The sequence below is a fragment of the Candidatus Kapaibacterium sp. genome (assembly GCA_025059875.1).
Taxonomy (GTDB): Bacteria; Bacteroidota; Ignavibacteria; order Kapaibacteriales; family HRBIN21; genus HRBIN21.
Genome location: JANXCT010000007.1, coordinates 36,576 through 52,061, shown reverse-complemented (window position 1 = coordinate 52,061; position 15,486 = coordinate 36,576). Strand labels below are relative to the sequence as shown.

At 58.9% G+C, this 15,486-nt stretch carries 12 protein-coding genes and 2 tRNA genes; 2 read left to right on the top strand and 12 right to left on the bottom strand.

The genetic code is table 11. The annotated features are described in order from the left end of the window. Nucleotides 1–19 precede the first annotated feature (19 nt). From NZ960_07465 to murC, 5 genes are all read right to left on the bottom strand, one after another. A complete protein-coding gene (locus NZ960_07465) occupies nucleotides 20–1,123 on the bottom strand; it encodes a class I fructose-bisphosphate aldolase (GenBank protein ID MCS7177429.1) in 1,104 nt (367 codons plus the stop codon). Nucleotides 1,124–1,248: 125 nt separating this feature from the next. After that, complete coding sequence (locus NZ960_07460) at nucleotides 1,249–1,974, bottom strand: hypothetical protein (protein MCS7177428.1); 726 nt, start codon at nucleotides 1,972–1,974, stop codon at nucleotides 1,249–1,251. Nucleotides 1,975–1,978: 4 nt separating this feature from the next. Next, nucleotides 1,979–2,296 carry a transcriptional regulator gene (locus NZ960_07455; protein ID MCS7177427.1) on the bottom strand — a complete coding sequence of 106 codons (318 nt, stop codon included), beginning with the start codon at nucleotides 2,294–2,296 and terminating at the stop codon, nucleotides 1,979–1,981. Further along, nucleotides 2,296–3,000, bottom strand: coding sequence for a hypothetical protein (locus NZ960_07450; protein MCS7177426.1), 705 nt, complete (start codon nucleotides 2,998–3,000; stop codon nucleotides 2,296–2,298). The genes NZ960_07455 and NZ960_07450 overlap by 1 nt, the downstream gene beginning before the upstream one ends. A 267-nt stretch (nucleotides 3,001–3,267) precedes the next feature. Then, on the bottom strand, nucleotides 3,268–4,650 hold the full coding sequence (murC, locus tag NZ960_07445) for a UDP-N-acetylmuramate--L-alanine ligase (GenBank protein MCS7177425.1): 1,383 nt from the start codon (nucleotides 4,648–4,650) through the stop codon (nucleotides 3,268–3,270). Nucleotides 4,651–4,769: 119 nt separating this feature from the next. On the opposite strand from murC, the gene NZ960_07440 reads away from it, so the two are divergent. Continuing rightward, nucleotides 4,770–8,936 (top strand): choice-of-anchor D domain-containing protein, encoded by a 4,167-nt coding sequence (locus NZ960_07440; protein MCS7177424.1) that lies wholly within the window; start codon nucleotides 4,770–4,772, stop codon nucleotides 8,934–8,936. An 86-nt stretch (nucleotides 8,937–9,022) separates the two neighbouring features. On the opposite strand, the gene NZ960_07435 is transcribed toward NZ960_07440, so the two are convergent. Both NZ960_07435 and NZ960_07430 read right to left on the bottom strand, forming a co-directional pair. Beyond that, nucleotides 9,023–9,094 (bottom strand) — tRNA-Lys (locus NZ960_07435). A 4-nt stretch (nucleotides 9,095–9,098) separates the two neighbouring features. Continuing rightward, nucleotides 9,099–9,188 (bottom strand) — tRNA-Ser (locus NZ960_07430). A gap of 107 nt (nucleotides 9,189–9,295) precedes the next feature. Here NZ960_07430 and mltG point away from each other — a divergent pair. After that, nucleotides 9,296–10,294: an endolytic transglycosylase MltG gene (gene mltG / locus NZ960_07425; GenBank protein MCS7177423.1), complete on the top strand. Its 999-nt coding sequence runs from the start codon at nucleotides 9,296–9,298 to the stop codon at nucleotides 10,292–10,294. Here mltG and NZ960_07420 read toward each other — a convergent pair. Genes NZ960_07420 through bamD form a run of 5 tightly spaced genes read right to left on the bottom strand, consistent with a single transcriptional unit; the run spans nucleotide 10,291 to nucleotide 15,387 of the window. Beyond that, the gene (locus NZ960_07420) at nucleotides 10,291–12,084 is read right to left on the bottom strand and encodes an ABC transporter ATP-binding protein/permease (protein MCS7177422.1); all 1,794 of its coding nucleotides are present in this window, start codon (nucleotides 12,082–12,084) and stop codon (nucleotides 10,291–10,293) included. The genes mltG and NZ960_07420 overlap by 4 nt on opposite strands. 27 nt (nucleotides 12,085–12,111) lie before the next feature. After that, nucleotides 12,112–13,419, bottom strand: a complete 1,308-nt coding sequence (locus tag NZ960_07415) for an aspartate kinase (GenBank protein MCS7177421.1) — start codon at nucleotides 13,417–13,419, stop codon at nucleotides 12,112–12,114. Nucleotides 13,420–13,422: 3 nt separating this feature from the next. Beyond that, nucleotides 13,423–14,109: a hypothetical protein gene (locus tag NZ960_07410; protein MCS7177420.1), complete on the bottom strand. Its 687-nt coding sequence runs from the start codon at nucleotides 14,107–14,109 to the stop codon at nucleotides 13,423–13,425. Continuing rightward, nucleotides 14,106–14,657, bottom strand: coding sequence for an acyl-CoA thioesterase (locus NZ960_07405; protein MCS7177419.1), 552 nt, complete (start codon nucleotides 14,655–14,657; stop codon nucleotides 14,106–14,108). The genes NZ960_07410 and NZ960_07405 overlap by 4 nt, the downstream gene beginning before the upstream one ends. Further along, a complete protein-coding gene (bamD, locus tag NZ960_07400) occupies nucleotides 14,635–15,387 on the bottom strand; it encodes an outer membrane protein assembly factor BamD (protein MCS7177418.1) in 753 nt (250 codons plus the stop codon). Before bamD ends, NZ960_07405 begins: the two co-directional genes overlap by 23 nt. Between the last annotated feature and the right edge of the window lie 99 nt (nucleotides 15,388–15,486).

The following is a 15,486-nucleotide window of genomic DNA, read 5'->3' as shown; positions in this document are numbered from 1 at the left end:
GCACACGAAAATATGCAGCCTATGCTACATCCACCAGCCGACTCAGGTAAACATCCTGTATTGCATGCAGCAGGGCAACCCCTTCTTCCATGGGACGCTGGAAGGCCTTCCGCCCTAAGATGAGCCCCATGCCTCCAGCCCGCTTGTTGATGATCGCCGTGCGCACCGCTTCGGCAAAGTCACCGGCCCCTTTGGATTCGCCTCCACTGTTGATGAGCCCAATGCGGCCCATGTAGCAGTTCGCTACCTGGTACCGACAGAGATCAATCGGGTGGTCGGACATGAGCTTCTCGTACATCAAAGAGCTGCTGCGGCCGAACTTCAGTGCCACAAAGCCGCCGTTCGTTTCTGGCAACTTCTGCTTGACAAGGTCTGCCTGTAGCGTTACCCCCAGATAGTTGGCCTGCCCTGTGAGGTCCGCTGCCACGTGGTAGTCCTTGTCCGCCTTGAAGGCGCTGTTGCGCAGATAGCACCACAGTACTGTGGCCATCCCCAGCTCATGCGCATATGCGAAGGCTTCCGCAATCTCCTGTATCTGCCGGCTGCTCTCGGGTGAGCCGAAGTAGATCGTTGCACCAACCGCCGCCGCCCCCATCTCGTACGCCTGCTTGACAGTCCCAAAGAGCACCTGGTCGTACCTGTTCGGATACGTCAGCAGCTCGTTGTGGTTGAGCTTGACAATGAACGGGATCTTGTGAGCATACTTCCGAGCAACACTGCCAAGGACGCCGAAGGTAGACGCGACGGCATTGCATCCGCCCTCGATCGCCAAGCGTACGATGTTCTCCGGATCAAAATAGCTTGGGTTCGGGGCAAAGCTGGCCCCTGCGGAATGCTCTACCCCCTGGTCAACGGGCAGAATGGAGAGATACCCCGTCCCTGCTAGGCGGCCAGTGGAGAAGATCCACTGCAGATTCCGCAAGACTCGATTATTGCGGTCCGAGAGGGCGAAGACGCGGTCAACGAAATCGGGACCCGGTAGCTGCAACATCTCTTTGGGAATCGTCGTGCAGCGATGTTCCAAGAGATACCGTGTCTGCTCCTCGCCCAGCAAATCTTCGATCCAGTCCAGTACCGAACCGCAGGTAGAGGCTTCCTTCACCACCGTTGCTACTCCTGCCATCCCTGCCTCCAGAGGTTAGGTACCACTGGGTAGCAAAAATACGAACGTAGCAGTGGCACCCCCCATCCCACGTGCGAGTGATAAGGGGTTATTCGAACTCGTGTCTGCTACTCGAGCTCGTGCCCCTAGGCCGACTTCCCCAACAACGACCGGCCCCCCACCACGATCATCGCCACTGCCATCACGAGGAAAATTACCAGCAGAGCCTCTCCGCTCTGGAAGTACAGCGCAGCTAGAGGGGCTCCAACGATGCCGAGGACACCTGCCCATAAGAGTAACGGAGACAGGAGACCCGTTACTACCAGGCCCAGTCCAATTGCATAGCCCCAGAGGGCACCATAGAGCTCTGGCGTGGTAGTACCCGCCTTCTGGATTGTCGGGGACAACACCAACAGCCACATCCCCGCCGCTAGCATCCCCCAACCTACGCCAATCCAGGGGGAGAACACCAGCCTTCCCTCATGGAGTCTACCCCGACGCTTCTCCATGAGGTATAGTACTCCCATCGTCCCCCCAATTCCTACGAAGAGGGTGCTCCATGTAATGAGTGGATTCTGGAAGAGCCACAGGACACCAAGGGCAGCAGCTGCAACCGACGCCCACAGGAACACCGTTGGGAACGGTCCAAACTTCACTGAGGTCGCTAGTGCAAAGGCAGGCAGAAGCAGCTCTGCCCACAATCCCCCGTATCCCAAAAGCATAAGCAGGAGGTTCAAGCTCGAGTACGCCCCAAACGCTACGAGATACGGCGCTACCGAACGCAGCTCTTCCCGTGCTCGGCTAACGAGCAGACGCAGAATCTCAACTGCCTCAAGGGCATCCCGGATTTCTTCCAATGTGCGTTGAGCCATTGGTCTACTCCGCTTGTTGCGAGACATTCACCAACAAAGCTCCAAGCAGTGCTTGCAGCTCTCGTAGATACACCTCGAACCGCTGCCGACCCTGTTCTGTCAGCTCATAGGTCGTGCGCGGTCGGCGTCTGACAAAGCGCTTGTGCACGCGAATGATTCCTGCCTCTTCCAGCACACGGAGGTGCTGTGAGAGGTTGCCGTCTGTGACGTTGAGCTCCCGCCGAAGAGCCTGGAAGTCCATCTTTCCCCGCTGGACTAGAAGCGTTAAAATTCCTAGCCGGACGCGCTCGTGGAGGAGTGGATCAAGCCGCTCAACTCCCATCAGTCGCTTTGCGGGGCATAGTCAGTCCTACGAATTGGCGAGCCACCCCCGAGGAAGAGCCGGAGCGACCACCCTCTGAGGTCGGCCTTCGGTACCCCAGGGACCCTCCCACCGTCTTCAAGGCCTGGCGCATCCCACCCAATCGGCAGGACGTAACCTGCCCGCAATCCTACGAGGAGTCCCGGAAGCAGCTCCAGTTCAGCTCCAGCAGCGACCTGTGCAAGCCACCCCCCGGTGCTCAGTCGAGCGTTCCCAAGCGGACGCTGGAGCAGGGAGTCAAAAGGAACCTCGAGCTCGCCACGCTTCAACGCTATCCCCAGACTTCCCCCTCCGATGCTACCGATCGCCGAAATCCGTATGCCGTCCCACACAAATGGTGCATACGCAGCGCTGAACATTCCCCATCCACCACTTAAGGCCGCCTCCCCCGTTGCGCCTGAAATCCTCCGCTCAAGGACCACGTACCCCTCGCCCCCGATTCCGAAGTTCCCAATCCACCCCATCCCGCCACCACCAATCAGCATCCCGACCCCCGGCAGCTTCCCGTATCCGGCCTGAGAGAGCCGTTCGCTAAGCTCCCCGATGCCCAAGACCTGCCCACCAGCGGCGAAGAACCCCATCCCGCCACCGTACAGCTGCTCCTGCTGAGCCCATCCAAGGACGCTACAGAAAATGACCAACGACGCCACTAAAGTCCGCTTCATAGCTGCTGTCCTCCTGCTATTTCACATTCTACCGCGATGCGAATTTACGGCAACACAGAGAACTTTGCAATACAGAGTACTTGACGTAACGGTCCCGAGCATCCCGAATTAAAGCGAGGCGACAGCAGCCGCGGCCTGCTCTTTTCCCAACTCCTCTGAGGCCACCTTGTCAACTAGCTTCACCCTATGCAGCAGCGACCTTCCGGAGGCTGCCAGAGAGATCGGCGATGTCATCGATTTGGAGAGCCTTCTCAACCTGTAGCGCAGTTATCTATCCCCGCCTCGGACACCGAGCATTGCGTGCAGCTTGTAGATGTTCCCTGCACCCAAGGTCAAGAGCATGTCGCCTGGCTGCAGGAGCTGAGCAGCCAGTTCTGCAGCCTCCTCTAGGGTAGGAGCATAGTGGACTGCGCGGTGTCCACTGCGGCGGGCAGCTTGGACGATGAGCTCGCCACTCACCTCAGGGATGGGCTGCTCACGGGCGGCATAGACGTCGGTGACAATCAGGATGTCGGCCTCCTCGAAGGCCTTCCCAAAGTCTGCGGCAAAATCCCGAGTGCGAGTGTACGTGTGAGGCTGGAAGATACAGACGAGGCGACGGTCCCAACCCTGCCGAGCTGCTTGCAGTGTGGCTCGGACCTCTGTAGGATGGTGGGCATAGTCGTCAACGAACAGAATCCCATCGCGTTCTGCGACGATCTCGAAACGGCGGTAGACTCCTGTAAACTCTTCCAGCGCCTCCCGTATGACCTCAAACGGTATCCCCAACTCCCACCCCACGGCAATCGCTCCAAGGGCATTCCGCACATTGTGAAGCCCCGGGATCCGGAGCGTAATCTCACCGATGAACTCTCCGTTAATGAAGAGCTCAAACTGTGCCGAGCGTTCTGACAGCCGCACTCGACGACCACGTACTTCGCTCTGCGGCGAGAGCCCATACGCCCGGACTTTACGACTGAGCCGCGGTAGGAGCTCCTTGACGCCGTCATCATCTACACAGGCAACCACGAGTCCGTAGAATGGGACATTGTTGGCGAAACGAGCGAACGCATCGAGGATATCGTGCCGGTCTGCGTAGATGTCCATGTGCTCCTCCTCAACACTGGTCACGACTGCGATTGTCGGCAGTAAGCAGAGGAAGGAGCGGTCATACTCATCCGCCTCCACGACAATCCACTCCCCGCGTCCCAGCCGAGCATTGCTTCCCCCCAATCCTCGGAGCCGCCCTCCGACGATGACGGTCGGGTCCATTCCAGCCCGTAACAAGAGTAGGCCACAGAGGGAGGTAGTGGTGGTCTTTCCGTGGGTTCCTGCCACCGCTAAGCAGTACTTCAAGCGTGCAACCTCCGCCAGCATTTCCGCACGACGCAGCAACGGGATGCCCCGTTCCAGAGCAGCCCGTGTTTCAGGGTTTTCTCGCGGATTGACGGCGCTAGAGTAGACCACCACCTCCGCACCCTCTATGTGAGCGGCATCGTGGCTGTAGTAGATGAGGGCTCCTTTGCGCTCCAGATGCTCGGTATTCTCCGAGGGTACAAGATCAGAGCCACTAACCGAAAACCCCTGCTGTAGCAGGATCTCTGCTAACCCGCTCATCCCAATTCCGCCGATCCCAACGAAGTGAATGCGGTGAACGGCCGTGAAGAACATGGCTCCAGCGATAGCTTGTAAGGCCACAAAAATACGGGTGCCGATTATGCACCCGATCCCATCGGCCAGTAGGCGAGTATGTATATTTGTAGCAAGTTGCACAGTTCGGAAGGGTTGCCATGCGCCTTGTAAACGTTGGGACTGTGCTAACAGCTACCCTCTTCTTGGCTACAGCAGCAGAGAGACACAAGGTTCCACCTGCAGCTTGGATTCTGAACAACTCCGCCCAAGGGCGAGAGTTCTGGATTGCAATTCCCCCCAACGAAGTCGATGGATATCCAGGGCAACTGCTGGAGATCTACGTTACTTCCAGTTACAACACCGAAGTGACACTCTTCAGTGCCATGGACGGGCGCGTCATTCGAAAGCCTGTCCGAGCTATGGACATCACCACCTTCTCACTCCTCAACGGTGAGCTCTTCTGGACAGACGAGGTCCGCGAGAGCGAAGTTGTCACCCAGAAAGGGATTCGGCTCTCAGCCCCACATCCCATCTCAGTCTACGTCCTTAGTGGAAAGCCGGCTACCTCCGACGGTTACTTGGCCCTTCCAGTCAACGTATGGGGGACGGAGTACATGCACCTGTCCTACTACGACTACGAAGACTTTGGGCAGAAGCGCGGCAACGGCTTCGTCATCATCGCCTCGGAAGACCAAACGCTCGTACAGATCCAGCTCTACGGAAAGGGCTACGGACGGAGCGTCGGAGGCCGCCGCATTGGGGACCGTATCACCGTCATGCTCAACCGTGGGCAGACCTACATGCTCCGGGGCAGCGGGGATGCCCCACCGGGGCAGAATGACTTCAGCGGGAGCCGGATCTACAGCAATAAGCCAGTTGGGTTCATCTCCTTCCACATGCGCACGATGATCCCCACAATCCCGCAGGCTGGGGCCATTAGCCGGGATTTCCTTGTGGAAATGCTACCTCCGATCTCGGCATGGGGAAAGCGGTACATCACAATTGAGTACCAGCGCCGCGCCCGTAAAGGCGACTTCTTCCGCATCCTCGCCTCTCAGCCTAACACGAATTTCACTGTCCGCTGGTATCGCAACAATCAGCTACGGGGGAGCATTTCAGGCCGACTCCAGAACGCTGGTGACTTCTGGGAGTACAACTACACCATTGCTGCTGACGACTCCTCCATCTACGGGCAGTCCATTTGGGAGGCCGACAAGCCCGTACTCCTGATGCAGTACTCGTACTCCGCCTTCTGGGACAATGACCCTAACTTTGATCCATTCATGATCGTGGTGACCCCAGTAGAGCAGTACATCCGCGCCACGGTCTTCCAGACGCCTGCCAGCAAGGCTTTTGCCACGAACTACTTCAACCTCATCGCGATCGGCGATACCAATGACCCTACCCAGGCTAAACTCAAGAGCATCAAGGTCGATGGCCAGCATGTCTGGCGTCGGCACCCTGAGTTCCTGGGACAACGTATCCCTGGAACGAACCTCTATTGGGTGGTGCTCCGGATGCAGCCGGGTCCGCACCGCATCGTCGGAGAGACCCCCTTCGGCGGCTACATCTACGGCTTCAGCCAATATGACAGTTACGGCTGGCCTGCTGCGATGGCAATCAACAAAATCGATGAGCTAGACACGCTGCCGCCGGAGCTGCACAAGCGCGTAGATTGTGGTGATTGGGAAATCCTCTCTACCGAGATCCGCAACGGCAAAGAAGGCGATAACCCACGCCAGATAGATCAAGGTATCGCCCAGATTGAGCTGCTGGAAGGCAGCTACAACTACCGCCTACGTTTCGTGACAGCAGAGGAGCTGAAACCATACCCAAAGGTAGAACGCTTTGTCTTCCGGGTAGAGGTCATCGACAAACGCCACTCCGCCTTTGCTCGGATCGGCATCATAGACCGCGCAGGCAACATAGCGATTGACTCCGTCTGGCACATTGCTGACAGCCTCGTAGCGCGGCCGGAGGAACCGATAGAGGCTAGTGCTGTTCGACTTGGACGTAGCCAGCCGTTGACCGTAACGCTCCAAAATGCCCGTGATAGTGCAGCCGTTATCAAAGAAGCACGGTTAGTGCTTGGCACCGCGTTCCGGATTGTAGCTGGTGCCGTCCCGCCAGAACGCCGCCTCAACGGCAGAGAAACCCATGTGTTCCAGCTCGAATACCGGCCTACCCGTGAGCATGGCCCGAATGAGTACGACTGGGATACACTCGTGGTGCGTACTGAGTGTGCTGAGTTCCGCTGGGCCTTGCGGGGACGGGGCATCATGCCCCACATCTGGGTAGAAGACTGGGATGCAGGGACAATCCCTGTCAACACGACCGTCTGCAATACCGGTGGACTCCTGGTCCGCAACCCCGGTACAGATACGCTCCACATCAGCAACATCCAGGGAGTCCAGCCTCCATTTACCCTCAACCAGATCTCGCCCCCACTCCCAATCCGCATCCCGCCAGGAGGACAGGTCCGGCTGACAATGGCTTGCTACAGTCCTACGGTCGTCGGCTCTGACGCCATTGACGTCACGTTTGTCTGCGATGCTCCGCCAGGGGATAAGAACATCTCGCACTGGCGCGGCCGTGCTGTCAAAGCTGGTCCGTACATCACCTCGTACGACTGGGGTGAGCGGCGAGTCGGTAGTGTCCAAGAAGCGTACCTCTACGTGCGCAATGCTGGCAACACAGCGGCCTATCTTAAAGAGATCCGGCCACGGGGGCTAGCTCCAGCCGGAAACTTCCGGATCCTCTCGGTTGAACCACAGCCCTCGCCAGGCAATCCCGTAGAGGTTAAGCCAAATGAGCAGTCCGAAGTCCGCATCCTCGTCCGCTACACTCCACAGGCCGAAGGACTCCATCTTGACAGCGTAGACGCCCTCTTTGCAAATGCTGAATCGGTCACAGGGTACATCCGCGGCATTGGAATCCTGCCTCAGCTAGAAGCCCACGGGTACACGTTCAGGTGCATCTTGCTCGGCGAGAGTGCTGAGGAACCCGCAGCCGTTGTGCTGCGCAACCCCAGTACGTCGGCAGATCTCACGATCAATGCGATCCGCTGGGCAGCCGGCAGCGCCCCTGACTTTACTTGGCTCCAACCACTGCCGACATTCCCGTACCGCCTCCCGAAGGGTGGTGAATTGCGGCTTGGGGTGCGCTTTGCCCCGCAAGCCGTTGGGGAGCGACGGGGAGTTGTCGAGATCGTCTCCGACGCCGCTCCAGCGCCAGACTCCATTGTCACTACCCGCGTAGAGATCCTTGGGAGCGGATGCATCAACACAATCGCTGCCGAAGGGCTGGATTTCGGCCGAGTGCTGACATGCGACCAGCCTGAGGGCTTCTTCCCCATCATCAACCCCAACCCTGCAGGAGATATCTCTATCCAGGGGCTGGAGCTCATTGCCGGTGACATTGATGCTTTTAAGCTGCTCGAGCCCACTGCCTTTCCAGTCTCCATCCCGGCGGGCGATACGCTGCAGGTTCGGGTCCGCTTCATGCCCACAGACCCACGCTCATATGAGGCAACAGTGGCAATCCGAAACTCTATCAATCCAGACCTTCGCGTGACACTCCGTGGTACAGGCTACCGAGCGGCGACGGCATACGCCCTTGAGCCTGCTCGAATGCTGACTGCTCCGGGCGAGCCCATTCAGTTGAGCATCGTTGGTCGCAGCAACGCTTGGAGTCAAGCTGCCCTCCGCCGGCTGCAAGGCGAGCTCCTCTACAACAGCACGCTGATGCAGTACATCCCTGGCAGCGCTGAGCTAGGATCAGCCCTGGATGCGACATGGCAACTGCAGGTCCAAGAGCTGCCAGGGAGCGGTAGTACGGCCCGTCTGCTGCTCACCGCTGCGGGACAGAACCCGATAGCCCGCGACGGCGAGCTCCTACGAGTGCGTTTCCAGACCTACCTGGGCAACGCGTTGCGAATTGAGCCTGAGCTGAGCATCTCCCTCCCCGGACGCGAGCAGTGCGTGGATGTTTCCACGACCCCGAACACTATTGAGCTCGGCGGCTGCTTCCTGAATGGCCGTATCGTCCGACTGTCGCCCGAGGGCTACCTCCTGCGACCTATCCAACCGAACCCAGTCCGGGAGGGCGTGCTGCAAGTAGACTACAGCATTGGTTTAGAAGCCCCAACGCAGGTGGAGATTCTCAACAGCATGGGCGAACGCGTCCTGACGCTGGTCAGCGGGACACTCCCTGCAGGACGATACCAGCACACAGTTGACGTCCACTACTTACCAGCAGGAGCCTACTGGCTGCGCCTCGTCTCTGGCCCCTTCACAGCAGTCGAGCGGTTCCTCATCGTCCGGTAGCCACTCCCACGACGTGGCAAAAAACCAGGGGGCAGTCACCAGAGGACTGCCCCCTCCTCAATTCCCTTGTGTCTCCTTTGGGGCCGTGACCCCGGCTGGGATCGAACCAGCGACCCACGGCTTAAAAGGCCGTTGCTCTACCGCTGAGCTACGGGGTCGCAGCGGAAAGGGTGGGATTCGAACCCACGGTGCCCCTTGTGGGAGCACACTCGCTCTCCAGGCGAGCCCGTTCGACCACTCCGGCACCTTTCCGTGAACACACAAAATTACACAACTTGGGCTATCTCGTCGAACGCGCCTTTGTTCCTCGCTCTCCCGTACTTTCGTGCTGATTTGACCTCACCGCAATGTGGCCCAGAGTGACCCGCTGGATCCTCACCAGTATCATCGTCGGCGGAGTCGCTGCCACTGGTCTTGCAGCCTACCTATTGCAGCACCTTCCCATTGCCGCTGCCATAGAATGCTGGATCCCTCACGGTAGCGGGGTTCGAGCCGCTCTAGCAACCACTGCATCCTGTTGCCGTCTCCCGCTGCCTGAGCTCTTCGTCGCCGTAGGGACAGCATATGCCATCGCTACTGGCAGTCGAGTCCACGCTGGAACCTACCGATTCGGCCCCGAGACCCGATGTGGAGAGTTGCTACAAGCCCTCTTCTCTGGCCGGCAGGTCCTTCGGGTCCGGGTAACACTCCCCGAAGGGCTTACGATAACGCAGTTCGCCTCCCTACTGCAACGGGAGGCAGGGGTTGACTCTGCTCGTTTCGTTGCTTTAGCCTTCTCGGATAGCCTCGCTCAGCTTCGCGGCATTCCTGTGCCGTCGCTAGAAGGCTACCTGATGCCGGACACATACGAGCTCTTCTGGCGACATCCTGCAGAGGAGGTCCTGGAACAGCTCCTTCAGACGCAGGATCGGCTCTGGCAGGAACGGTTCGCCGAACGCGCCCGCAGTCGTGGACTGTCACGCCATGAAGTCCTCACGCTTGCTTCTATTATCGAGGCCGAAAGCCCCCACAGCGATGAACGGCGACGCATCAGCGGCGTCTTCTGGAACCGCCTGCGTCGTGGGATGCCTCTCCAAGCTGATCCGACAACCGCCTACGCCTTAGGCAAACCCGGGCAGCCCTTGAAGCGTTCGGAGTTGAACATCTCCCATCCCTACAACACCTACACCCGCTCCGGACTCCCGCCGGGGCCAATCAACAACCCCAGTGTCGATGCCATCGAGGCTGCGTTGGAACCGGAAGAACACGACTTCCTCTACTTCGTGCTCCTACGCGACGGCTCAAGACGACATTTGTTCTCGCGCACCTACTCCGAGCATCTCCGGGCTATCGCTGCTCAGCAACGGCGGTCCCGCTAGGCCGCACGCAACTGCGCGTACTGCAGACGGTAGAGGCGTGCATAGAGCCCCCCACGTTCTAGGAGCTCGTCGTGGGTGCCTACCTCCCGAACCTCTCCCCGATGTAACACGACCACACGATCAGCCTGGCGAACCGTCGATAAGCGGTGAGCAATCACTAGGCATGTCCGACCCTCTCGACGCAGTGACTCTATGGCTCGCTCCAGTAGATGTTCCGTCTGCGAGTCAACATGAGCCGTCGCTTCGTCCAGCACGATGATGTCGGCATCCCCAACAAGCGCTCGGCAGAGAGCAAGGAGCTGGCGTTCTCCCGCTGAAAGGTTTACCCCACGCTCCCCAATGACGGTCCATAATCCCTGTGGTAGGCGGCTGATGAACGCTTCGATGCCGAGTTGGCGCACCACGCGCCAGACGTCCCCTTCCGTCACCCCAGGCCGCCCGAAGGTGATGTTCTCCAGCACTGTTCGGGAGAAGAGCACGTCGTCCTGTAGCACCAGTGCAATGCGCTGTCGGAGGCTCTGCTGCTGGAGCTTCCGGATACTGCACCCGTCGATCAGGATATCCCCATCCTGGAACTCGTAGAAGCGGCACAGCAGGCTCACAAGTGACGTCTTGCCCGACCCTGTTGCCCCCACTAGGGCTACCATTTCGCCTTTCCGCACGGTAAAGGACACGTTGCGGAGCACTGGTGTGATACCGTCGTAGCTCATCCCGACCTGACGGAACTCAATGCCGCACTGTAGTGGTGGCATGGGAACGGCATCCGGGGCATCCGTGATATGCTGCCGGACACCGAGGATGCCAAAGATCCTCTCGGCTGACACCAGCGCCGTCTGCAGGATGTTGTAACGCTCGGTCAAGTCCCGAATAGGGCGGAAGAACATCTCCACATACTGCAGGAAGGCAATCAGCGTACCGATGCTGAGACTCCCTACACCAAGCGCCCCGGCAGAGTACCACAGAATTGCCACAACCGCTACCGCCCAGAGCACATCTACCGTGGGGAAGAAGATGGCATAGTAGAAGACAGAACGGCGCTGGAGCTGCAGGTACTTCCAATTGAGCCGCTCGAAGCGACGAAACTGGCGCTCGTGCTGCTGAAAGAGCTGGACAGTAGTGATGCCACTGATGTGCTCGCTGAGGAATGCATTCAACCGCGCTAACTGCTGCCGAATCTGCCGGTAGACCGTCCGCACCTTCACTCGGAACAGGATGCTCGCTCCTATGAGTAGCGGGACAACGAGGAGGGTCAAGAGCGCCAAGCGCCATTCCGTCACCACCATGAACCCCACGATGCAGACTAGTAGGAGCAGGTCTGCAATTGCCATCACCAGCCCAGAGGAGAAGAACTCGCCCAGCCCCTCCACGTCGTTCGTCACGCGTGTTACCAAGCGTCCCACAGGCGTTGTATCGAAGAACCGTAGCGCAAGGCGCAGCACGTGGTCGTAGACCTGCATGCGGATGGTAAAGAGCGCCCTCTGACCGATCCACTGGAGGAGGTAGGTGAGGGCATACTGCACCAACGCACTGAAGAGTACGACTCCTAGCACCGCCGCTAGCAGCAGTGCGAAGGCACCGAGCTGGCCAGCAGCCAGTGCATGGTCTACAGCTAGCTTGCTCAGATACGGTCGCGTAGGGGTTACCAGAGCCCCAACGATAGCCAGCACGAGCGCTACGACAACCCACCATCGATAGGGGTGCACGAAGACGACCAGCCGCCGCAGCAGCGACCAATCTATTGAGCGCTCCTTCAGGGCTTCCCCATCGGTAAGGAGATCCAGAGTCGCCATCACGACTTTGCAACCACGGCCTGTTAGCTATTGCTGACCCACCGAGTGTTGCCAGCGAAGCAATTCACAGTGGAGAGTCCGAGCTGCCTCCCGCCACGCTTCATGAGGCACGAAGACGCGTAGTGCCAGTGCAGAGTCTGCTAGCCACGCCCTGTATGGGAGACCAGACTGACGGAGCTGCTCTAACATCGCCGCTGCCCACCGCTCCGGAGCCGGGCCGATGAGCGAGAGCATTGCCTGTGGACCACCCAGAAGTTGCCAACCGTACCGCCCATCTTCTACTACAGCTTCAGTAACAACCAGCCCGCCAGAGCGTGAGAGGGCTGCTACCAGAACAGCAGAATCCTGGAGTGAACTTCGCTGCTCTGCTGTGATAGCGTACAGCCAGCACGGCATCTTCCAGGCCATCGCTACCGGCATAGGGTCCCCATGGCGGCATCTCCGGATGACTGTCCCAGGCAGCTCCGTCGCCAAGACACTCCGGACTCGCACACTAATACCAGAAGCGATAGCTGGCTCTAAGGCGTCCGGGTGGAGTACCTTCGCCCCTGAAAATGCCAGTTCCCGCATCTCTGCTGCCGACAGCTCCGGCACTAACTCAGCCTCCGGAATCTCATCAGGGTCCGCCGTATAGACACCGGCAACATCCTTCCAGACGGTCAGCTCCTCAGCCTGGAGCGCGGCAGCAAAGAGAGCAGCCGAATAGTCCGAGCCACCACGCCCCAGTGTCGTCGTAGCACCCTCGGGAGTTGCACCAATGAAGCCTTGCGTCACAATGGCCCCATCGGCCAGATACTCAATGAGCTGTTGGCAGCGAGCTTGGAGCTGCAAGACATCGGGTCGAGCTTGGCCGAAGGCAGCATCCGTGATGAGGTACTCTCGTGCATCTACCAACCGAACGGGTACAGATGCGACAGTCTGGAGCACCTTAGCAACGAGCTGACTAGCTAACAGCTCACCAAACGCTACGAGAGCATCTTGCGTGCGGGCCGTCAGCTCTTGCAGAGCCCCGATGGCCTGGCAGAGACGCACGGCCTGCCCCTGAAGTCGCTCCAAAGCCTGCCTAAACTTTTCAGCCTCCACATAGGGTAGGAGCTGCTGCGCCTGTTCAAGATGCCAAGCAAAGAGCGACTCCGCATCATCTAGAGCTTCTTCAACATCGCCCACTGCTGCCCGCTGCCCTATAGAGAGGAGACGGTCAGTAACGCCTGCACACGCAGAGACCACCACGATTGCTGATTGCAGCTGTGTTGCAGCGACTGCTGCTGCTGCCTGCCGGATAGCTGTAGCGTCTGTAAGGACGCTACCGCCGAGTTTGTGAACGTGGACGGGCACCCCTCACTCAACTGTTGCCCGCTGAACTCCAAGGAAGAAGTGGTAGCTCAACCCAACAGCTAACGCAGCAACCCGCGGAGCATATCGGTCCTCCTTTCGTCCAAATCCGAGATGCTCGTATGTTCCTACTGGTAGCTTCGTCAACCCGTACGACGCAAAGAGCTGGAAGTTGAGCCGCCCAGTCTTGGGATCCTTGATCAGCGGGGCAGAGATTCCAAGACGCAGCTCAACCTGTACCCCGATATCCGACCCTTTGAGCCCTTTCTCGACGTCCCCCCTTTTGTTCTGCAGCGTTGCCCCCAACGGGACCCCAACGTTGAGCCCTACACCCAGGACGTTCAGGTAGAAAGTCGGTGCAATCCCAACGAACCGGTAGTGCTGAGTGAAGGTGTTGCTGTCTGTAGCCATCTCGTCATCTCCTGGCTTCGTGATGAAGGCATGGCTGCTATATCCCAGGTCCAGCCCAACGGCAATATCCCCATGCTGGTCAAGCGGCAGGACCCCCTGCACCCAGAAGTCCGGAAACCCTGTGAAAGCAACCCCAGTCTTCGTGCCTGAAGGGATTTCACCAGCGTTGATCCCAAACTTTGGGTGGATGCCGGCACCAACTGCCGCACGGTAGACGAACTGCCCCGACGCCGTCCAAAACAGCAGCGCTACCAATGCCCCAGTCAACGGTACCTGCCTCATTGCACATCCCCTATCGTTTGTGAGACATCCACCGAATGCTGATACCGCAATTGGCGGAGGAGCTCACGCTGCTGGAGCCGCTGCTGGCGCCGAAACTCTGCTTCTCTCCAACGACGTTGCTCCTCCGGCGTCTGCGGCTCGACTGCCGGCACAGGGAGTGGCTTACCGTATTGGTCAATCGCCACAAAGGTCAAGTATGCTGAAGCTGCATGGGTGCGAGTCCCATTGATTGGGTCTTCCCGATACACCTTCACCCCCACCTCCATAGAGGTGCGGAATGCCCGGTTGACCGAAGCCAAGATATGCACGATATGGCCTACACGGATGGGCTCTAGGAAGGTGATGCTGTCTACAGCCGCTGTGACGCATACCCTCCCGGAGTGGCGCATAGCCGCCAACGCAGCAGCAATGTCCATCCACTGCATGAGCTGTCCACCGAGGAGATTTCCCAACTGGTTCGCATGGTTCGGTAGGACCAAGTGGGTCATCTCCACGGCGGAAGCTGAGGGTGGCTTCCCCATGAGCTTATGGAGCGGCTCCTCGTGCATGTCCCAGCAAGCTTGCAATCGCCTCTACTACCCGACGCTGAGCCCCTTGGGGGAAGAGCCGCCAGTATGCTTCTACTGCACGCTGCGCTTCGTCCCACCGTTGGAGCTCCATCAACGCCTCTATCTTGCCAACATGGGCAAGTTCTGCAAAATCCGTGTCGCTGTACTGCTCGATGACGGCATCGTAGTAGATAAGAGCCGACTCTGGACTCTGCAACTTCCGATAGAGCTGCGCAATGCTGTAATCCCGCTGGGCTAGCTTTGTTCGCAGAGCCCGAATCTGCTCTTCCACTTTTCCTACCAGCGAGTCCCTGGGATACAATTGCCGGAACTCTTCCAGAGCCTGCAGAGCTTTGTACGTGTACTCTTGGTCCCGATCGTACGGGGGGGAGAGCTCTACATAGGCCTGCCCAAGTCTGAAGAGGGCGTACCGTGCATTAGGGCTTTGGGGATAGACTTGGCGGAACTGCTGGTAGAGGAATGCCGCCATGACGTACTCCCCTCGTCGGAAGCGTAGATCTGCCAAGAGGAGGAGAGCGTCAGCAGCATACTGACTGGCTGGGTACTGAGTACGGATGATCTCCAACCACTTCTGCGCCAGCGCGTCTTCTCGCTGTTCGTACGCCTGCTGTGCAGCCCGATAGAGCGCCTCTACGTTACGCACATCGGGCTCCGGGACGCTAGCACAGCCAGCTAGCAGGAGCAACCCTATGGACCAGGCACGCCGCATGTCGCGCAAAATTAGCCTTTTCCCAAGGGCTGCCCTTCAGTGCGCAGTGGGGAACGTGGTGCTGTTTTGGCTCAGAGCCCCGAATTTTGACGTCTCTGG